22 protein-coding genes and 1 pseudogene are annotated in these 16,298 nt (G+C 72.0%); 9 read left to right on the top strand and 14 right to left on the bottom strand.

Translation table 11 applies throughout. From position 1 onward, the window contains the following. Positions 1-40: 40 nt before the first annotated feature. Positions 41-1,258: an RtcB family protein gene (locus IS481_RS00570; protein WP_104357344.1), complete on the top strand. Its 1,218-nt coding sequence runs from the start codon at positions 41-43 to the stop codon at positions 1,256-1,258. 10 nt (positions 1,259-1,268) lie between these two features. Here IS481_RS00570 and IS481_RS00565 read toward each other — a convergent pair whose 3' ends face one another. Next, positions 1,269-2,039 carry a hypothetical protein gene (locus IS481_RS00565; protein ID WP_104357343.1) on the bottom strand — a complete coding sequence of 257 codons (771 nt, stop codon included), beginning with the start codon at positions 2,037-2,039 and terminating at the stop codon, positions 1,269-1,271. A 79-nt stretch (positions 2,040-2,118) separates the two neighbouring features. Here IS481_RS00565 and IS481_RS00560 point away from each other — a divergent pair, with 79 nt between their 5' ends. Then, complete coding sequence (locus IS481_RS00560) at positions 2,119-2,604, top strand: hemerythrin domain-containing protein (protein WP_104357342.1); 486 nt, start codon at positions 2,119-2,121, stop codon at positions 2,602-2,604. A gap of 12 nt (positions 2,605-2,616) precedes the next feature. On the opposite strand, the gene IS481_RS00555 is transcribed toward IS481_RS00560, so the two are convergent. Then, on the bottom strand, positions 2,617-3,627 hold the full coding sequence (locus IS481_RS00555; RefSeq protein ID WP_104357341.1) for an SDR family oxidoreductase: 1,011 nt from the start codon (positions 3,625-3,627) through the stop codon (positions 2,617-2,619). Between the two features lie 174 nt (positions 3,628-3,801). Between IS481_RS00555 and IS481_RS00550 the strand changes: the two genes are divergently transcribed. Both IS481_RS00550 and IS481_RS00545 read left to right on the top strand, forming a co-directional pair. Continuing rightward, positions 3,802-4,050, top strand: coding sequence for a DUF3297 family protein (locus IS481_RS00550; RefSeq protein ID WP_104357340.1), 249 nt, complete (start codon positions 3,802-3,804; stop codon positions 4,048-4,050). An 87-nt stretch (positions 4,051-4,137) separates the two neighbouring features. After that, positions 4,138-4,500 (top strand): YciI family protein, encoded by a 363-nt coding sequence (locus IS481_RS00545; RefSeq protein ID WP_104357339.1) that lies wholly within the window; start codon positions 4,138-4,140, stop codon positions 4,498-4,500. 150 nt (positions 4,501-4,650) lie between these two features. Here IS481_RS00545 and IS481_RS00540 read toward each other — a convergent pair whose 3' ends face one another. The 4 genes and pseudogenes from IS481_RS00540 to IS481_RS00530 all read right to left on the bottom strand — a co-directional run bounded on the left by IS481_RS00540 (position 4,651) and on the right by IS481_RS00530 (position 6,689). Continuing rightward, positions 4,651-5,076: a hypothetical protein gene (locus IS481_RS00540; protein WP_104357338.1), complete on the bottom strand. Its 426-nt coding sequence runs from the start codon at positions 5,074-5,076 to the stop codon at positions 4,651-4,653. Between the two features lie 40 nt (positions 5,077-5,116). Further along, entirely contained in the window at positions 5,117-5,548 is a 432-nt protein-coding gene (locus IS481_RS18320) for a VOC family protein (protein WP_233436628.1), read from the bottom strand. 69 nt (positions 5,549-5,617) lie between these two features. Then, positions 5,618-6,031 (bottom strand): annotated as a pseudogene (locus IS481_RS18315) (YciI family protein); the annotation flags it as partial. 112 nt (positions 6,032-6,143) lie between these two features. Continuing rightward, positions 6,144-6,689 (bottom strand): NADPH-dependent FMN reductase, encoded by a 546-nt coding sequence (locus IS481_RS00530; RefSeq protein WP_104357336.1) that lies wholly within the window; start codon positions 6,687-6,689, stop codon positions 6,144-6,146. 80 nt (positions 6,690-6,769) lie between these two features. Here IS481_RS00530 and soxR point away from each other — a divergent pair, with 80 nt between their 5' ends. Continuing rightward, positions 6,770-7,231 (top strand): redox-sensitive transcriptional activator SoxR, encoded by a 462-nt coding sequence (gene soxR / locus IS481_RS00525; RefSeq protein WP_104357335.1) that lies wholly within the window; start codon positions 6,770-6,772, stop codon positions 7,229-7,231. A gap of 13 nt (positions 7,232-7,244) precedes the next feature. Here soxR and IS481_RS00520 read toward each other — a convergent pair whose 3' ends face one another. Further along, positions 7,245-7,628 carry a cupin domain-containing protein gene (locus tag IS481_RS00520; protein ID WP_114699312.1) on the bottom strand — a complete coding sequence of 128 codons (384 nt, stop codon included), beginning with the start codon at positions 7,626-7,628 and terminating at the stop codon, positions 7,245-7,247. A gap of 120 nt (positions 7,629-7,748) precedes the next feature. Between IS481_RS00520 and IS481_RS00515 the strand changes: the two genes are divergently transcribed. The 3 genes from IS481_RS00515 (at position 7,749) to IS481_RS00505 (ending at position 10,878) form a co-directional block, all read left to right on the top strand. After that, on the top strand, positions 7,749-9,755 hold the full coding sequence (locus IS481_RS00515; protein ID WP_104357334.1) for a hybrid sensor histidine kinase/response regulator: 2,007 nt from the start codon (positions 7,749-7,751) through the stop codon (positions 9,753-9,755). Positions 9,756-9,859: 104 nt separating this feature from the next. Further along, positions 9,860-10,492: a 7-carboxy-7-deazaguanine synthase gene (gene queE / locus IS481_RS00510; RefSeq protein WP_104357333.1), complete on the top strand. Its 633-nt coding sequence runs from the start codon at positions 9,860-9,862 to the stop codon at positions 10,490-10,492. 14 nt (positions 10,493-10,506) lie between these two features. Continuing rightward, on the top strand, positions 10,507-10,878 hold the full coding sequence (locus IS481_RS00505) for a 6-pyruvoyl trahydropterin synthase family protein (protein WP_104357332.1): 372 nt from the start codon (positions 10,507-10,509) through the stop codon (positions 10,876-10,878). Positions 10,879-10,911: 33 nt separating this feature from the next. On the opposite strand, the gene IS481_RS00500 is transcribed toward IS481_RS00505, so the two are convergent. The 7 genes from IS481_RS00500 to IS481_RS00470 all read right to left on the bottom strand — a co-directional run bounded on the left by IS481_RS00500 (position 10,912) and on the right by IS481_RS00470 (position 15,831). After that, positions 10,912-11,166 (bottom strand): hypothetical protein, encoded by a 255-nt coding sequence (locus IS481_RS00500; protein WP_104357331.1) that lies wholly within the window; start codon positions 11,164-11,166, stop codon positions 10,912-10,914. Between the two features lie 102 nt (positions 11,167-11,268). Next, on the bottom strand, positions 11,269-11,505 hold the full coding sequence (locus IS481_RS00495; protein ID WP_104357330.1) for a hypothetical protein: 237 nt from the start codon (positions 11,503-11,505) through the stop codon (positions 11,269-11,271). Between the two features lie 195 nt (positions 11,506-11,700). Next, positions 11,701-11,958, bottom strand: coding sequence for a cell division topological specificity factor MinE (gene minE / locus IS481_RS00490; protein ID WP_104357329.1), 258 nt, complete (start codon positions 11,956-11,958; stop codon positions 11,701-11,703). Between the two features lie 4 nt (positions 11,959-11,962). Then, entirely contained in the window at positions 11,963-12,781 is an 819-nt protein-coding gene (minD, locus tag IS481_RS00485; RefSeq protein ID WP_104357328.1) for a septum site-determining protein MinD, read from the bottom strand. Between the two features lie 30 nt (positions 12,782-12,811). Further along, positions 12,812-13,570, bottom strand: a complete 759-nt coding sequence (gene minC / locus IS481_RS00480) for a septum site-determining protein MinC (RefSeq protein ID WP_104357327.1) — start codon at positions 13,568-13,570, stop codon at positions 12,812-12,814. Between the two features lie 319 nt (positions 13,571-13,889). Continuing rightward, positions 13,890-15,152 carry a DUF445 domain-containing protein gene (locus IS481_RS00475; RefSeq protein ID WP_232529395.1) on the bottom strand — a complete coding sequence of 421 codons (1,263 nt, stop codon included), beginning with the start codon at positions 15,150-15,152 and terminating at the stop codon, positions 13,890-13,892. A 16-nt stretch (positions 15,153-15,168) separates the two neighbouring features. Continuing rightward, positions 15,169-15,831, bottom strand: coding sequence for an alpha/beta hydrolase (locus tag IS481_RS00470; protein ID WP_104357326.1), 663 nt, complete (start codon positions 15,829-15,831; stop codon positions 15,169-15,171). Positions 15,832-15,945: 114 nt separating this feature from the next. Here IS481_RS00470 and IS481_RS00465 point away from each other — a divergent pair, with 114 nt between their 5' ends. After that, positions 15,946-16,281, top strand: coding sequence for a nucleotide pyrophosphohydrolase (locus IS481_RS00465; protein WP_104357325.1), 336 nt, complete (start codon positions 15,946-15,948; stop codon positions 16,279-16,281). Positions 16,282-16,298 lie beyond the last annotated feature (17 nt).

Genomic DNA, 16,298 nt, shown 5'->3' with positions numbered 1-16,298 from the left:
ATTCGGGCGCGTTGCATGGGCTGTGCACGAGACGACGACCATGACCCCGAGCTTCCAGACCCTGGAGGTGCCCGGCGGCGTGCCGGTGAAGATGTGGACCCGCGGCGTGCCGGTCGAGGACGAGGCGAAGCGCCAGCTCGCCAACGTCGCCCGGCTGCCGGTGGTGTTCCGCCACGTCGCCGCGATGCCCGACGTTCACGTGGGCATCGGCGCCACCGTCGGCGCGGTGATCCCGACCGTCAGGGCCATCATCCCGGCCGCGGTCGGCGTGGACATCGGCTGCGGCATGATCGCCGCGCGCACCACGCTGCGCGCCGCGGACCTGCCCGACAACCTCGCGCCGCTGCGCAGCGCGATCGAGCGCGCGGTGCCGCACGGGCGGGCCCCGGGCGCGCGCGACCCCGGCGCGTGGCAGGAGGTGCCGCAGGAGGTGGACGCGGCCTGGGCGCGGCTCGCGCCCGGCTTCGAGGCCCTGTGCCGCGACTACCCCAAGCTGGAGAAGACCAACCACCGCCGCCACCTCGGCACGCTGGGCACCGGCAACCACTTCATCGAAGTCTGCCTCGACGAGGAGGAGCGTGTCTGGTTCATGCTGCACTCCGGCTCGCGCGGCGTGGGCAACGCGATCGGCACGATGTTCATCGAGCTGGCGCGCGAGGACGCACGCCGCCACCAGGCCAACCTGCCCGACCGCGACCTGGCCTACTTCGAGGAAGGTTCGCGCTACTTCGGCGACTACGTGCGGGCGGTCGGCTGGGCGCAGCAGTATGCGCGGCTCAACCGCGAGGTGATGATGCGGCGCGTGGTCGAGGCCGCGCGCCGCGTGATCGGCAAGCCCTTCGAGGTGCACCAGGAGGCGGTGAACTGCCACCACAACTACGTGCAGCGCGAGCGCCACTTCGGCCAGGACGTCTACGTCACGCGCAAGGGCGCCGTCAGCGCGCGGCGCGGCGAGCTGGGCATCATCCCGGGCAGCATGGGTGCGCGCAGCTACATCGTGCGCGGGCGGGGCCACCCGGAGAGCTTCGAGTCCTGCTCGCACGGCGCCGGCCGCGTGATGAGCCGCACCGAGGCGAAGCGCCGCTACACGCTGGCCGACCACCGCGCCGCCACCGCCGGCATCGAATGCCGCAAGGACAAGGACGTGATCGACGAGACGCCGATGGCCTACAAGGACATCGACGCGGTGATGCAGGCGCAGCGCGACCTGGTCGAGGTGGTGCACACGCTCCGGCAGGTGGTGTGCGTCAAGGGCTGAGCACGCCCGCTCACCAGCGCGCCTGCGGGTCCTCCGGCGGCGGCTCGACCGGCACCGCGCGCGCCAGCGCCATCCACACGCCGAACGGCAGGCGCCCGTCCGGGAACGGCGCGCGCCGCGGCGCCGGGCGCAGCAGCTCGAGCGGCCCGTCGAAGTGCTCGCCGTGCGCGACGATCACGCCGAACTCGGCCGGGATCTCCTCGGGCTCGGCAATGCCGGCAGCGAGCACGTAGTAGCACTCGCCGGCCAGCGCCAGGTAGGCGGCGCGCTTGACCTCGTTGCGCATGTCGCTCAGCAGGTCGGCGCGGCTGACCTTGATCTCGTGCACCACGGGTTGCAGGTAGGCCTCGACGCTGGTGTGACGCACCGAATAGACGTCCGGCCGCGCGACGCACCAGCGGCCGGCCGGTGCCGGGGCGGGCGCCTCCAGGTCCGGCAGCAGCGGCAGCGGCTCCAGCGCCGGGGCCGCACCGACGACGATGCGTGCGCGCAGGCCGAGGCCGCGCCAGGCCAGCCGCCCCAGGCGCACCTGCTCGTGGGCGACGCGCTCGACGAGCCGCTCGTGCCGGCCCAGCGCGGCGCGGTGGCGCTGCAGCGCCTGCGCCAGCAGCTCGATGCCGGCGGCGGTCACGCGCAGGCTCTCGCGCCCGTCCGGCGCGGGCACGCGCTCGACCAGGCCGGCGGCGAGCAGCTCGATCTCGATCGCGTCGCAGCAGGGCCAGCCGGCACTGCGGTAGATCTCGCGCAGGCGCCGGTGGTGGAGGCGGGTCAGCAGGGTCATGGGAAGCCGAATCTTCGCACCAAGGGCACCGGGCACGCTGCCTGCTGGGTTGCCGCATCACCCCACAGGAAGCCCGGACATGGATGCCATCGAACTGCTGACCCGACAACACCGCGAGATCGAGGAGCGCATGGCGCTCGTGCTGCAGGACACCGCCTTGCGCACGCTGCACAAGCGCTTCCAGGAGGTGGCCGACCACCTGGGCGCCCACGTCGCCTCGGAGGAGCAGGTGTTCTATCCCGCCGTGAAGGCGCGGCGCACCGAGGACGTGCTGCTGGAATCGCTGGAGGAACACCTGTCGCTCAAGCGCCTGCTCGCCGACCTGATGCAGATGAGCCCGGGCGACGCGGCCTTCGAGGCCAAGTTCAAGGTGCTCAAGGAACAGACCGAGCACCACCACGAGGAAGAAGAGGAGCATCTCTTCCCGCAGGTGCGCAAGCTGCTGGACGAAGACCAGCGCGCCGCGCTGGGTCGCGAGATGCTGGGCTTCCAGGCCGACCTGCATGCGCAGGGCGAGCCGGCCCGGGACATGGCGACGCAGACCGACCGCGCCGCCGACCTCTGAGCCGCATGCCGCTCAGCGCCGCAGGCTGCGCCCGCCCAGCGCGCAGGCCGCGGCCAGCCCGAACACGGTGGCCATCAGCGCCGTCGCGCGCGGGTGCAGCACCACGTGGGTGTACAGGCTCGGGCGCACCACCTGGCCGGGATGCCGTCCATGCACGCGGCCGTTGCCCGCCGGCTCGTACAGGTTGTCGCTCGGCGGCTGCGGCGGCCCGTCGCGCAGCTGGGCGTCGAACAGGGTACGCTCGCTGAAGCGGTCCAGGCAGCGCGGCGCATGCGCGGCCGCGGCACTCATCAGCTTGCTGCTGCTGCCGACGAAGATGTCGCGCAGCGGGTGCCCGGCCGCATGCAGGATGGCCCGTGCGACATCTTCGGGCCGGTAGACCGGTGGCGGCAGGCGCGGCTCGTGTTCGGTGTAGTTCTTGGCGTGCTCGGTGAAGGGCGTCCCGATGCCGGCCGGCTTGACCAGCGTCACCGAGATCGGCGCGCCTTCTTCCTCCAGCTCCATGCGCAGGGCGTCGGTGAAGCCTTTGACGGCGTGCTTGCTCGCGCTGTACATGCCCTGCAGCGGCAGGGCGCGGTCGGAGGTGAGGCTGCCCAGGTTGACGATCGCGCTGCCGTGCCGGCGCAGGTGGGCTGCCGCGATCAGCGAGCCGTTCACGACGCCCCAGAAGTTGGTCTCGAACAGGCGCTGGTGGTCGCGCTCGCGCACGTCCTCCAGCCGGCCCCAGATCGCCACACCCGCATTGTTGACCCAGGTGTCGAAGCCGCCGAAGTGCTCGATCGCGGTGTCGGCCGCCAGCTGCAGGTCCTCGCGCCGCCCCACGTCCGCCACGACGTACATCGCCTGTCCCCCCTCGGCGACGATCTGCCGCGTCACCTGTTCCAGCACGGGCTCGTCGCGCGCGACCAGCAGCACCGTCGCGCCGCGTCGCGCGGCCATCAGCGCGGTCGCCAGCCCGATGCCGCTGGACGCGCCGGTGATGACGAGGGTCTGTTCATGCAGGGGTTTGAGGTGCACAGCCATGCAGGGTCTCCGTGTGGTGGAACAGGGCCGGCCGCAGCGGGGCCGCGGCATCGATCCACGAAGGCGGCAACCGGCGTGCCGGCCAGGCGGCGCCTGGCCCCGCCGGCGCACCTGCGGGACAATGCGGGCCGTTCCCGTTCACCCCGTTTGGCGCCGCCCGGGTGCCTCAGTGCCATGTCCGAACCGAAAGACCTTCCCCCGCTGCCCGACCGCCTGTCGATCGACCCGAAGAGCCCCTACCACGTGCCGGCCGTGTTCGAGCACGACATCGGCATCCGCTTCAACGGCAAGGAGCGCAACGACGTCGAGGAGTACTGCATCAGCGAAGGCTGGATCCGCGTGCCGGCCGGCAAGACCCTGGACCGCAGGGGCAACCCGCTGATGATCAAGCTGAAAGGCAAGGTCGAGCCGTTCTATCGCTGAGCTGCCCGGCTTACCATCCCTGCAGGGCGTGCGGGAGCGTCGCCCCCCGCACGCCGTCCGGTCCCCACCGATGCAGCAGGAGCGAGCATGGAATTCGTGATCTACGCGCTGGACAAGCCCGGCGACGGACAGCCCCGGCAGCAGGTGCGCGCCGCCCACCTGCGGGTCGCGATGGCGCACGCCGAGCACTTCATCTTCGCCGGCCCCCTGCTGGGCGAGGACGGCCACCCCCGCGGCAGCCTCTACGTGCTGCGCTTCGAGGACCGCGCGGCGCTGGATGCCTACATGGCGCAGGATCCGTACTTCAGCGCCGGGGTCTACGAGAGCGTGACGGTCTGGCCGTCGCGCCAGGTCGTGCCCGAAGCCCTGCCCGGCGCCCTGCAGGCCGAGCTGGAACGCCAGCTGGCGGCCGACGCCGATCGCGCGCAGGCGACCGCGCCGTCGCGCTGAGCCCGGCACGCCACCCCCGCTGCTGCACGATGCGTCGACCTGCAGCCCTGCCCACGCGGCGTGGGCACGGCGACCGATGCCCACCGTGGATCCACCGGGTCATGCGCAGCCGCCGTGGACAGCGGCGCGCACGCTGCGTGCCCGGGGAACTCACGCCCAGGCCGGCTCGGCCGGCTGCGGCCTGCGCGCCTCCAGCAGGACCTGCAGGCGCCGCAGCGACTGCTGCGCCGCATCCAGCTGCACGGCCCATTGCGCCTCGCTGCACTCGGCCGGGCGAAAGAACGTCGCCACCACGACGCAGGCATCCTCGTGCGGCATCGCGCGCAGCGCGATGAAGCGGGCGCGGTCCGGCCCCTCCAGCACGCAGTGGTCGGCCACGCCGTAGCCGTTGCGGGGCGTGAAGCGCACCTTGGCACGCAGCGGTCCGCGCTGCACGCTCCACTCGCCGCGCCGGCAGCGCAGCGTCGGGCCCAGCCAGGCAGCCCAATCCGCGTAGCGGGCCGGGTCGGCCAGCGTGGCGCAGACCTCGTCCCAAGGCCTGCCGATGACGATCTGCATGGTGTGCGCCCACGACATGCGCAACCCTCCCTCCTGTCGTGCGTGCGACGGGCCCGCCTCAGCTGCCGGCCGGGCCGGCGCCCTGCTGCGCGAACATCGCGTCGATGCGGCGCTGGAGCTCCTCGGGCGTCGGCTCCTCGATGCGGGTCGAGACGAACCACTGGTGGCCGAACGGATCGACGATGTGGCCGCTGCGGTCGCCCCAGAACTGGTCGGCCACCGGCATCGTGACCTTGGCCCCGGCCGCCACGGCGCGCTCGACCACGGCGTCGACGTCGGGCACGTAGACCAGCGTCGAGCTGGCCGAGCCGCCGATGGCCAGCGGGCTCAGCGAGTTCCACTGCGGCTGCTCCTCGCTCAGCATGAACGCCGCGCCGCCGACCGCCAGCTCGGCGTGCATCACGCTGCCGTCCGGTGCGTCCAGGCGCAGCCGGACCGTCGCGCCGAACACCTGCTGGTAGAACGCGATCGCGTCCGGCGCGCCCCGCACGATCAGGTAGGGCGTCGCACCGCGCGGCGGCGGGACCGGCTCGAGCCGGCCGCCAGCGACGTTGTCCTGCTCGATCTGCGCGCGCAGCCGTTCCTCCTGTGCGCGCAGCTCGGGCGTGAACGCCTCGCCGAAGTCGTCGGCCTCGAACACCGGGCGGATTTCCAGCACGCTCTCCTCGCCCGTCGGATTCGGGCAGCGCTTGGCCCATTCGATCGCCTCGTCCATGGAGCGCACCTCCCAGATCCAGAAGCCGGCCACCAGCTCCTTGGTCTCGGCGAACGGGCCGTCGATCACGCGGCGGTTCGGGCCGGAGAACAGCACCCGCACGCCCTTGGCGCTCGGGTGCAGCCCGTCGCCGCCCTTCATGATGCTGGCCTGCACCAGCGCCTCGTTGTAGCGGCCCATTTCGGTCAGCAATTGCTCACTCGGCAGGACGCCCGCTTCGGTGTTGTGGTCGGCCTTGACGAAAACGATCACTCGCATGGATGGCTCCTCGCAGGGGGATGGATGGATCGAGCGGTACGGTGCTCTGTCCCACGACGAAGCAGGCCGGACGAATTCGACACCGCGATGCGGGCTTTTTGTAACGCCGGCCTCAGGCCGCTTCCGCGTAGGCCTGCGCCGCGCGCGCCTCGCGCAGGGCGCGGGCCCACCAGTGCAGGCGCGCGAGCATCGTGCGCATCGCGCGCTCGTGCCGTTCGGGCGACTGCAGGGTGCCGGCGGCGTCGAAACGCTCCCGGGCGTTGGACAGGCTCACCGCGTCGCGCACCGTCATCGCGTGCAGCTCGGCAAACACCTGGCGCAGCTGCTCGACCGCACGCAGCCCGCCGGAGATGCCGCCGTAGCTGACGAAGGCCACCGGCTTGGCCTGCCACTCGTCGTACCAGGCATCGATCAGGGCCTTCAGCGGCGCGGGGTAGCCGTGGTTGTACTCGGGCGTGACGACGACGAAGGCGTCGGCGCGCGCCAGGCGGGGGCCGATCGTCGCCGGGGCGTGCACGGCCGGGTCGACGATCTCGAGTTCGAAACGGCCGTCGGCCTCGATGCGCGCGGCCGCCCAGCACGCCACCCGCTCGCACAGGCGCCCCTCGCGGGTGCTGCCCAGGACGAGCGCCAGCTTGAGCCTGTCGGGAAATGCCATCGTCGTGCTCCTTTGTTGCGGATGGGTGAGAAGATGGCGGCATCGTAGAAATTCAAGTGAACTTGAAGTCAAGGACGGCCATGGCAAACACCCACGCCACGGAAGGGCACTCGCTGCTGACGGTCGGCGAGGTCGCGGCGCGCAGCGGCGTCGCACCCTCGGCGCTGCGCTTCTACGAGGACAAGGGGCTGATCCGCAGCCACCGCAGCGCCGGCAACCAGCGCCGCTACCCGCGCGAGGTGCTGCGCCGCGTCGCGGTGATCAAGGTCGCGCAGCGCCTGGGCATTCCGCTGGCGACGATCGCCAAGGTGCTGCACGGGCTGCCGGAGCACCGCACGCCCACGGCGGCCGACTGGCGGCGCCTGTCGGCGCAGTGGAAGCGCGAGCTCGACGCGCGCATCGACTGCCTGACCAAGCTGCGCGACCAGCTCGACCAGTGCATCGGCTGCGGCTGCCTGTCGCTGCGGGAATGCCCCCTGCGCAACCCCGGTGACCGGCTGGGTGCCTACGGGCCCGGAGCCCGGCTGTTCGATCCGGACTGAGCGCGCCGGTCGCTCAGCCGCGGGCAGCCGGTGCACTGCTGCCCGAACCGCCGCCGCGGGCGGCGTCGCCGTCGTCCAGCAGCAGGGTCACGAGCACCGCCGCGTCGCGGCGCGCCCGCAGCGCATGGCGCTGCCTGGCAGGCAGCGCCACCAGGTCGCCGGGGCCCAGGGGCATCGTGCCGCCGGGCGTCACCACCTCCACCTCGCCCTCCAGGCAGTGCAGGGTGCACTCGTCGTCGACATGGTGTTCGGGCATGTCCTGGCCGGCGTGCAGCACCAGGTGCAGCAGCTGCAGCCGCCCGGTCTTGAGCAGGCTGGTGCTGACCGCGGTGGCGAGCGCCTCGCCGAGCGGGCGCACGCTGATGACATCGAGCGGTCGGGCGTGGGGCAGGGCCATCGTGCGTCTCCTCTCTGGGGCCGGCGTGGCGGGTCTCGCCTCCAGCATGCCCGTCGCGGCCCGCGCGTGCAGTAACGCCGCGTGACAGGTGCCGCCGCCGGCGTGCACTAGGCTGTGTGCATGAGCCCCCGTCCGCCCGCGCTGCCGTGGCCCGACAGCGAGATGGGCCGCCGCTTCCGGGACGCGGACTGGTCCGCCATGCCGATGGGCCCGCCGCAGCGGTGGCCGCCCAGCCTGCGCACCGCCGTCAGCGTGTGCCTGCATTCGCGTTTCCCGATGTTCGTGTGGTGGGGACCGCAGCTGGTCAACCTCTACAACGACGCCTACATCCCGGTGCTGGGCAAGCGCCACCCGCAGGCCTTCGGCCAGCCCGCCCCGGGCGTCTGGGCCGACATCTGGGACGTGCTGGCGCCGCAGGTCGAGGAGGTGATGGTGCACGGGCGCGCCACCTGGAACGAGCGCACCCTGCTCGTGACGGAGCGCAACGACTACGCCGAGGAGGCCTACTTCACCTGGTCGTACAGCCCCATCCACGACGAAGCGGGCCGCGTCGGCGGGCTGTTCTGCGCCTGCACCGAGGAGACCCCGCGCGTGAAGGCCGAGCGCGACCGCGACGCGCTGATGCGCAGCACGCAGGACACCGCCGCGACGCTGCGCACGTGGTTCGACCACGCACCCGGCTTCATCGCGCTGCTGCGCGGGCCGGACCTGGTGTTCGAGATGGTCAACCAGGCCTTCTACCAGCTGGTCGGGCAGCGGCCGCTGCAGGGACGCCCGGCGTTCGAGGCACTGCCGGAACTGCGTGGCCAGGGCTACGAGGAGATCCTGCAGCGCGTCTACGCCACCGGCCAGCCCTTCGTCGGCCGCGCGATGCGGCTGCGGCTGCGCCTGCGGCCCGACGCCCCGCCGGCCGAACGCTACGTCGACCAGGTGTTCCAGCCGGTCGCGCAGGCCGACGGCACGATCCGCGGCATCTTCGCGCAGGGGCACGACGTGACCGAGCAGGTGCGCGCGGTGCAGGCGCTGCAGGAAGCCGACCGGCACAAGGACGAATTCCTCGCGACGCTGGCGCACGAGCTGCGCAATCCGCTGGCGCCGATCCGCCAGGCGGTGCAGATCGCCCGCACCCGCCAGCTGTCGGCGGTGCAGCACGCCTGGGCGCTCAACATCATCGAGCGCCAGTCGCACCACATGGCGCTGCTGCTCGACGACCTGCTGGACGTGGCGCGCATCTCGCGCGGGCGCCTGGCGCTGCGGCGCGAGCGGGTCAGCCTGGCCTCGGTGGTCGACGCGGCGGTGGAGACCGCCCGCCCGCTGATGGATGCGCGCCGCCACCGCTTCACGGTGGTGCTGCCGCACGAGGACGTGCAGGTCGACGCCGACCCGCTGCGGCTCGCGCAGGTGCTGTCCAACCTGCTGTCCAACGCGGCCAAGTACACCGACGCGGGCGGCGCCATTGAATTGCGCGCGGCGCGCGAGGGCGACGCGGCCGTGATCCGCGTGCGCGACAACGGCGTGGGGCTGTCCGAGGCCTCGCGCGAGCAGATCTTCCGGATGTTCTCGCAGGTCTCGCCTGCGCTGGCGCGCGCCGAAAGCGGCCTGGGCATCGGGCTGGCGCTCAGCCGCGGGCTGGTCGAGATGCACGGGGGCACGATCGAGGCCTCCAGCCCCGGCCTCGGCCTGGGCGCCGAGTTCGTCGTGCGGCTGCCGGCGCTGCCGGCCGGCGAGGCCGAGCCCCGGGCCGGGCGCGACGCCCCGGCACCGGCGGCGCTGCAGGCGCGCGAGGTGCTGCTGGCCGACGACAACCCCGATGCGCTGTCCAGCCTGGCCCTGCTGCTGGAGCTGGCCGGCCACCGCGTCCATGTCGCGCGCGACGGGCACGAGGCGCTGGCGGCGGCCGAACAGCTGCGCCCCGAGGTGGCGATCCTCGACATCGGCATGCCGGGGCTGAACGGCTACCAGGTGGCCCGCGAGATCCACGCCCGCCCGTGGGGCCGGACGGTGCGCCTGATCGCGCTGACCGGCTGGGGCCGCCAGGAGGAGCAGCAGCGCGCCCGCGACGCCGGCTTCGACCACCACTGCACCAAGCCGACCGACCCGCAGGTGCTGTATGCCCTGCTGAACTGATCCGCGCCGGCGGGCGGCGCCGACAGCGGCGACAATATGGGGTTTTCCCGAGGGATCGTCCGCCACCCGCCGCTCCCGGGGCGGGGTCGGCAGGAGCAGCGCGCGTGGCCTACCAGATCAAGGAAATCTTCTACACCCTGCAAGGCGAGGGCGCCAACGCCGGTCGCCCGGCGGTGTTCTGCCGCTTCGCGGGCTGCAACCTCTGGAGCGGCCGGGAGCGCGACCGCGGGCGCGCGGTCTGCCGCTTCTGCGACACCGATTTCGTCGGCACCGACGGCACGCTGGGCGGCCGCTACGAGGCCGAGGCGCTGGCCGACACCATCGCCGCGCAGTGGCCCGCGGGCCGGCCCGGGCAGCCGCTGACGGTGCTGACCGGCGGCGAACCGCTGCTGCAGGTCGACACCGCGCTGGTCGACGCGCTGCACGCGCGCGGCTTCCGCATCGCGCTGGAGACCAACGGCACCCTCGCCGCGCCGCCCGGCATCGACTGGATCTGCGTCAGCCCCAAGGCCGGCGCGGAGCTGGTGCAACGCAGCGGCCAGGAGCTCAAGGTGGTGGTGCCACAGGACGGCCTGGACCTGGACGCGCTGGCGGCGCTGCCCTTCGAACACCACTTCCTGCAGGCCATGGACGGTCCCGACCTGCAGCGCAACACGCAATGGGCCATCGCACGCTGCCTGCAGGACCCGCGCTGGCGGCTGAGCGTGCAGACCCACAAGGTGCTGGACATCCGATAGCCCGAACCCTCCCGATGCAGTACGAACTGACCCAGCGCTTCTACTTCGAGGCGGCGCACACGCTGGAACGCACCGTGGACGCCGAACCCAGCCGGCGCATCCACGGCCACACCTACCACTGCGAGGTGGCCCTGCGCGGCGCACCCGACGAGCGCGGCATGGTGATGGACCTGGGCCACCTGCGCCGCGCGCTCGAGCCGCTGCGCGACGCGCTGGACCACCGCCTGCTCGACGAGGTGCCGGGGCTGGAGCGCCCCACGCTCGAAGGCCTGTGCGCCTACGTCGCGCAGCGACTCGCCCCCCGGCTGCCGCAGCTGGCCTGGGTGCGGGTGTGGCGCGAGGCCTCGGGCGACGGCTGCACGCTCACGCTCGCGCCGCGCGGCTGAACGCGCCGCCGGCGGCTGCGGCAAGCCGCGCCGTCAGCGCTTGGCGTTCTCGCGGTTGAACCCGCGCGTGGGCGGGATCGTGCTCGGCACGCCCTCGGAGCCGTCGCTGCACGGCGCCTGCCATTCGCGCAACAGCATTTCCAGCGGCTTGTTGCCGTAGCGGACCGCCAGGTCGATCAGCGCGAAGACGTTGTCGTCGTTCACGCGATCGTGTCCCAGTCCTTTCTTCAGCAGCACGTAGATCTCTTGCAGTTCCTCGGGTGACCCGGCTTTGGCGGCATTGGGCATCTGGCGTCCTCACACGTCGAACACACACGGGGCGGTAGGGGCGCCATGCGCGCCCCGCGGCAGGGCGGGGCGGCACGTCGCACGAAGGAAGGGGAAGGGAGATCAGTGCTGCCGGTGCAGCTCGACGCCGGTGGTGGCGATGCGCATCACGCCGTCATGGGTCACTTCGACGCGCTGTCCCGTGTCGAGGCGGTACTCGGCCTGACCGGTCGGTTCCCACAGGTCCTCGCCCACGAGCGATTCGTCGCGCACCAGGTGCTCGTAGCCGCAGACCTTGTAGATCGCGCCGTCACTGCCCTTGGCGGTGAAGGATTCGAGCAGGTGTAGCTTCTTCTCCATGCAGGGCCTCCTGTCGGAATGCACAGACCAGGGACCGGCACGCCTGGCGCGTGCACGGACCCGTCCATTCTGCGACCCCGTAGGGCCCCGGGCACGCCCGTCCATGACGTCAGCGGGGGCTCTTGCAGGCAGGCGGGAGCAGCAACGGCGGTGTCCGGGCCACGGGTGTCCCCGCGGCCCGGGACGGCGGGCGCTTCAGCGCGCCGTTTCGGGCAGCTCGATCTTGACTTCGAGCACGTCGAGGTTTTCCTGGCGCTCCAGGTGCACCTTGATGTCGTCGGGATTGATCGAGACGTACTTGGAGATCACCTCGACCAGCTCGCGCTGCAGCGCAGGCAGGTAGTCGGCCCCGCGGCGGCCGGAGCGCTCGTGCGCCAGGATGATCTGCAGCCGTTCCTTGGCCAGGACGGCGGACTTCTTCTTTTCCCCGAGGAAGAAGGAGAGGAAGGACATGGCGTCACCTCCTGCCGCCGAACAGGCGTTTGAGGAAGCCGCGCTTCTCGGCCTCGACGAAGCGCAGCGGGCGGTCCTCGCCCATGAAGCGGCCGACCACGTCCAGGTAGGCCTCGGAGACGTCGCTGCCCTTGAGGTGGATCGCCGGGACGCCCTGGTTGGACGCCTGCAGCACGGCCTCCGATTCGGGGATCACGCCGATCAGGTCGATGCGCAGGATCTCCTGGATGTCCTCCAGCGACAGCATCTGCCCGTCCTGCACGCGGTTGGGGTTGTAGCGGGTGATCAGCAGGTGTTCCTTGACCGGCTCGCGGCCCTCGATGGCGCGCTTGGTCTTGGAGCCCAGCATGCCGAGGATGCGGTCGGAGTCGCGCACCGACGAGACCTCGGGGTTGGTGACCACCAGCGCCTCGTCGGCGAAGTGCATCGCCAGCACCGCGCCGGTCTCGATGCCGGCCGGCGAGTCGCACACGATGTACTCGAAGCCCATCTCGGCGAGCTCGTTGAGCACGCGCTCGACGCCGTCCTTGGTCAGCGCTTCCTTGTCGCGCGTCTGCGAGGCCGGCAGGATGTACAGGTTCTCGCAGTGCTTGTCCTTGATCAGGGCCTGGTTGAGGTTGGCCTCGTTGTTGATCACGTTGACCAGGTCGTACACCACCCGCCGTTCACAACCCATGATCAGGTCGAGGTTGCGCAGGCCGACGTCGAAGTCGATCACGGCCGTCTTGTGGCCGCGCAGGGCGATGCCGGATGCGAAGCTGGCGCTGGTGGTGGTCTTGCCAACCCCTCCCTTGCCGGAGGTCACCACGATGATTTTGGCCATCTGTTGCTGGATCCTTGAGTTGAGTCTGCGTCAGGGTTTGAGCGGTTCCATCACGAGCTTCTCGCCCACCAGCCTCACCTGCGCCGGCTTGCCCTGCACTTCGGGCGGCAGCGCGGTCTCGGTGGTGCGGTAGGTGCCCGCGATGGAGATCAGTTCGGGCTCGAGGCACAGCGTGAAGATGCGCGCCTCGGTGTTGCCGCGCGCGCCGGCGATGGCCCGGCCGCGCAACGGCGCATAGACGTGGATGTTGCCGTCGGCGATGACTTCGGCGCCGAAGTTGACCGCCGCCATCACGACCAGGTCGCAGCCGCGCGCGTAGACCTGCTGGCCCGAGCGCAGCGGCCGGTCGACGATCAGCGCGCTGACCGGCGCGGCCGGCACGGGCACCGGCACCTCGCGGATCACCTCCGACAGCACCGGCGGTGCGGGCGGCTCCATCACCACCGGCGTCGCGGGCGCGGCGGCCGGCGCCTCGGTGAGCCCCGCAGCACGGGCGGCCTCCATCTGCGCGGCGCTGCCCCCCTTGGCCGCGATCGGCACCATGCGATAGCGGCGCAGCAGCGCCACCAGCGCGGCGAAGTCGATCGCCGCGTCGTCCTGGCTCAGCGGCGACAGGTCGATCACCACCGGGTCCTGGTCGAAGAAGTCGGGGGTGTCGTCGAGGCGGGCCGCCAGCTCGGCGGCCAGGGCATCGAGGTCGGCGGTCTTCAGGACCACCGCGACGAGCGGCAGCGAAGCGCTCTTGAGATCGAAGATGGCAGGGGCGTTCCCCCGGGAAGCAGCGGCCATGGAGTGGGCAGTCACACAAAGCCTCGAAGTGTACCGGGCTGGCGTGGCCACCGGCCGGCTGGGCCGGAGTTTGACGCAGTGCCCGGCCTGCCCGGAGGCCTCCAGGCGTTACGCGCGCGTGAGGCCGGTGTGCAGATGCATCCGCGGCGGCGCGACACCCCGCAGGGCCTGCGGCGACCGGCCACGCCGGTGCCGGGCCGCCCCCGGCGGGCCCGGGGTGGGCGGCCTCGGCCCCCAGCGCCTGGATGGCATCCGCCGGCCGTCCCGTCCCTCGGGCGCAGGTGGCGCCCCGCCGTCACCGGGCCGCCCGGCCCCCGGCCTAGCGCAGCAGCGCCTGCGTGAGCGCGTGGATGAGCAGCCCGATCAGCCCGCCGACCAGCGTGCCGTTGATGCGGATGTACTGCAGGTCGCGGCCGATGTTGCGTTCCAGCTCGACGGTCAACTCCTGCGTGTCCCATTCCTCGACGCGCGCGACGATGTAGTCGCGGATGTCGTGGCGGTAGCGCTCGATCCATGCCGGCGCGGCGGCGAGGATCTGGTCGTTGATCCATTGCCGCATCGCCGCGTCGGCCGCGAGCTTCTCGCCCAGGGTGCGTGCCGTCTGCGCGAGGCGCTGGCGGATCGAGGAGTCGTCGCGCCCGAGGTCGTCGTGCAGCCAGGCGAGCAACTCGCGCCACAGCTCGTGCAGGTAGCCGGCCAGCGCCGGGTGCGACAGCACCTCGCGCTTGATCGTCTCGCCCTTGAGGCGGTATTCGGGGTCGTCCTTCAGGCGCTCGACGAAGCCGTGGACGAAGGCGTCGAAGCGCTGGCGCAGCGGATGCCCGGCATCCTCGCCCATCTCGCCGATGATGCGGCCCAGCCCAGCGACGATCTTGCTGGTCGCCAGCTGCCCGGCCAGGTTGTCCAGCCCCAGGTAGCGCAGGTAGCGCACCTCGCGCGCGATCACGTCGGCGATCTTGCGCTGCACCGCCTCGTCCTGGATCAGCGCCGCGATCTGCCGCAGCACCTCGTCGAGCAGCGCCTGGTGGCGCCCGCGCGCGGTCAGGATGTCCAGCAGCTGGCCGCCCAGGCGGGAGACATCCACCTGGTCCAGCCGCGCGACCACCGTGCTGCGGATGAAGTGCTGCACGCGCTCGTCGTCGAAGGCATCCAGGCCGTAGCGCGCCGCGGCGCTCAGGTGGCGGCCGACCTGTTCGGCATGGCGCGGCTCGCCCAGCCAGGCGGCCAGGCGGCCGGCGGGATCGAACTCGCGCAGCCGGGCCAGCACCCGCTCGGTCTCGAGGAAGTGCGTGACGATGAACTGCCCGAGGTTGCCGCCGATGCGCGACTTGTTGGCCGGGATGATCGCCGTGTGCGGGATCGGCAGCCCGAGCGGATGGCGGAACAGCGCGACCACCGCGAACCAGTCGGCGATCGCGCCGACCATCGCCGCCTCGGCGAAGGCCGCCACGTAGCCCCAGGCCGGGTGCGTGCCTTCGTTCAGCGTCGCCACCGCGTAGGTGGCCGCCGCCAGCAGCAGCAAGGCGAGCGCGACGCGCTTCATGCGCGCCAGTGCCCGGGCCCGCTCGTCCGTCGCCTGCATCGCGCCGCGCGCGCCCTCAGGCCAGCACCCGCAGCAGCCAGCGGTTGAGGTCGGCGACCTCCTCCGGGCAAACCGAGTGCTCCATCTCGTACTCGTGCCATTCGACCGGATAGTCCCAGCGCAGCAGCGCGTCGCGCGAGGCGATGCCGCGCTCGATCGCGACCACCGTGTCGTCGCGGCCGTGCGCGAGGAACACCGGCACGTCGCGGTTCGCCGCGGCCGCCTCGGCCGGCGTGGTCCCGGCCAGCGGCAGGTAGCCCGACAGCCCCGCCAGCCCGGCCAGGCGCTCGCGATGGCGCAGGCCGGTCATCAGCGTCATCGCGCAGCCCTGCGAGAAACCGGCCAGCACGATGCGCGAGGCCGGGATGCCGCGCGCCTTCTCGGCCTCGATGAGCGCATCGATCATCAGGCGCGACTCGCGCAGGCCGGTCTCGTCCTCGCGCTGCGGGGCGCCGGGGCCGAGGATGTCGTACCAGGCCGGCATCACGTAGCCGCCGTTGACGGTGACGGGGCGCGCCGGCGCATGCGGCAGCACGTAGCGCACCGGGCCGAGGTCGTCCAGGTCCAGTGCCTGCACCACCGGCACGAAGTCACTGCCGTCGGCCCCCAGCCCGTGCAGCACGATCAGGCAGGCCGTCGGCCCCGGCCCGGTTTCGATTTCGATGGCGTCGAGCGACATGTCGGTAAGCTCCTTGGCCGGCACGCACCGGCACCCGATGCGTCGAGCATAGACGACGCCGCTGTCGCCGTCCGCGTCACAATGCAAGGCCCGTCATCTCCCTGGAGACGCCCGATGCCCGACGACCGGCTGCAGGCGCTGGTGCAGCGCCTGCGCGAGTTTTCCGCCGCAAAGCAGTGGGAGCGCTATCACTCGCCGAAGAACCTTGCGATGGCCCTGGCCGGCGAGACCGGCGAACTGGTCGCCGAACTGCAATGGCTGACCGAGGACGAGAGCCGCGCGCCCGAACCCGAGCGCCTGCAGCGCATCCGCGACGAGGCGGCCGACGTGTTCATCTACCTGGCGCGCCTGGCCGATGCGCTGGGCATCGACCTGATCGAGGCCGCCCACGCCAAGATGGACCGCAACGAGGCGCGCTTTCCGGCCGGCAGTGCGCCGGGGCACCGCTGAAGCGGCGCCGCGCAGGG

Origin of the sequence: Caldimonas thermodepolymerans (assembly GCF_015476235.1) — a bacterium.
In the GTDB taxonomy this organism is placed as follows: Bacteria; Pseudomonadota; Gammaproteobacteria; order Burkholderiales; family Burkholderiaceae_C; genus Caldimonas; species Caldimonas thermodepolymerans.
This window is presented reverse-complemented; position numbering and strand designations above follow the sequence as displayed.

Bases quoted from the DNA above. Each gene is read 5' to 3' on its own strand.
- IS481_RS00570 (WP_104357344.1), top strand. From the start codon at position 41: ATGACCCCGAGCTTCCAGACCCTGGAGGTGCCCGGCGGCGTGCCGGTG.
- IS481_RS00565 (WP_104357343.1), bottom strand. From the start codon at position 2,039: ATGACCCTGCTGACCCGCCTCCACCACCGGCGCCTGCGCGAGATCTAC.
- IS481_RS00560 (WP_104357342.1), top strand. From the start codon at position 2,119: ATGGATGCCATCGAACTGCTGACCCGACAACACCGCGAGATCGAGGAG.
- IS481_RS00555 (WP_104357341.1), bottom strand. From the start codon at position 3,627: ATGGCTGTGCACCTCAAACCCCTGCATGAACAGACCCTCGTCATCACC.
- IS481_RS00550 (WP_104357340.1), top strand. From the start codon at position 3,802: ATGTCCGAACCGAAAGACCTTCCCCCGCTGCCCGACCGCCTGTCGATC.
- IS481_RS00545 (WP_104357339.1), top strand. From the start codon at position 4,138: ATGGAATTCGTGATCTACGCGCTGGACAAGCCCGGCGACGGACAGCCC.
- IS481_RS00540 (WP_104357338.1), bottom strand. From the start codon at position 5,076: ATGTCGTGGGCGCACACCATGCAGATCGTCATCGGCAGGCCTTGGGAC.
- IS481_RS00530 (WP_104357336.1), bottom strand. From the start codon at position 6,689: ATGGCATTTCCCGACAGGCTCAAGCTGGCGCTCGTCCTGGGCAGCACC.
- soxR (WP_104357335.1), top strand. From the start codon at position 6,770: ATGGCAAACACCCACGCCACGGAAGGGCACTCGCTGCTGACGGTCGGC.
- IS481_RS00520 (WP_114699312.1), bottom strand. From the start codon at position 7,628: ATGGCCCTGCCCCACGCCCGACCGCTCGATGTCATCAGCGTGCGCCCG.
- IS481_RS00515 (WP_104357334.1), top strand. From the start codon at position 7,749: ATGAGCCCCCGTCCGCCCGCGCTGCCGTGGCCCGACAGCGAGATGGGC.
- IS481_RS00505 (WP_104357332.1), top strand. From the start codon at position 10,507: ATGCAGTACGAACTGACCCAGCGCTTCTACTTCGAGGCGGCGCACACG.
- IS481_RS00500 (WP_104357331.1), bottom strand. From the start codon at position 11,166: ATGCCCAATGCCGCCAAAGCCGGGTCACCCGAGGAACTGCAAGAGATC.
- IS481_RS00495 (WP_104357330.1), bottom strand. From the start codon at position 11,505: ATGGAGAAGAAGCTACACCTGCTCGAATCCTTCACCGCCAAGGGCAGT.
- minE (WP_104357329.1), bottom strand. From the start codon at position 11,958: ATGTCCTTCCTCTCCTTCTTCCTCGGGGAAAAGAAGAAGTCCGCCGTC.
- minD (WP_104357328.1), bottom strand. From the start codon at position 12,781: ATGGCCAAAATCATCGTGGTGACCTCCGGCAAGGGAGGGGTTGGCAAG.
- minC (WP_104357327.1), bottom strand. From the start codon at position 13,570: ATGGCCGCTGCTTCCCGGGGGAACGCCCCTGCCATCTTCGATCTCAAG.
- IS481_RS00475 (WP_232529395.1), bottom strand. From the start codon at position 15,152: ATGCAGGCGACGGACGAGCGGGCCCGGGCACTGGCGCGCATGAAGCGC.
- IS481_RS00470 (WP_104357326.1), bottom strand. From the start codon at position 15,831: ATGTCGCTCGACGCCATCGAAATCGAAACCGGGCCGGGGCCGACGGCC.
- IS481_RS00465 (WP_104357325.1), top strand. From the start codon at position 15,946: ATGCCCGACGACCGGCTGCAGGCGCTGGTGCAGCGCCTGCGCGAGTTT.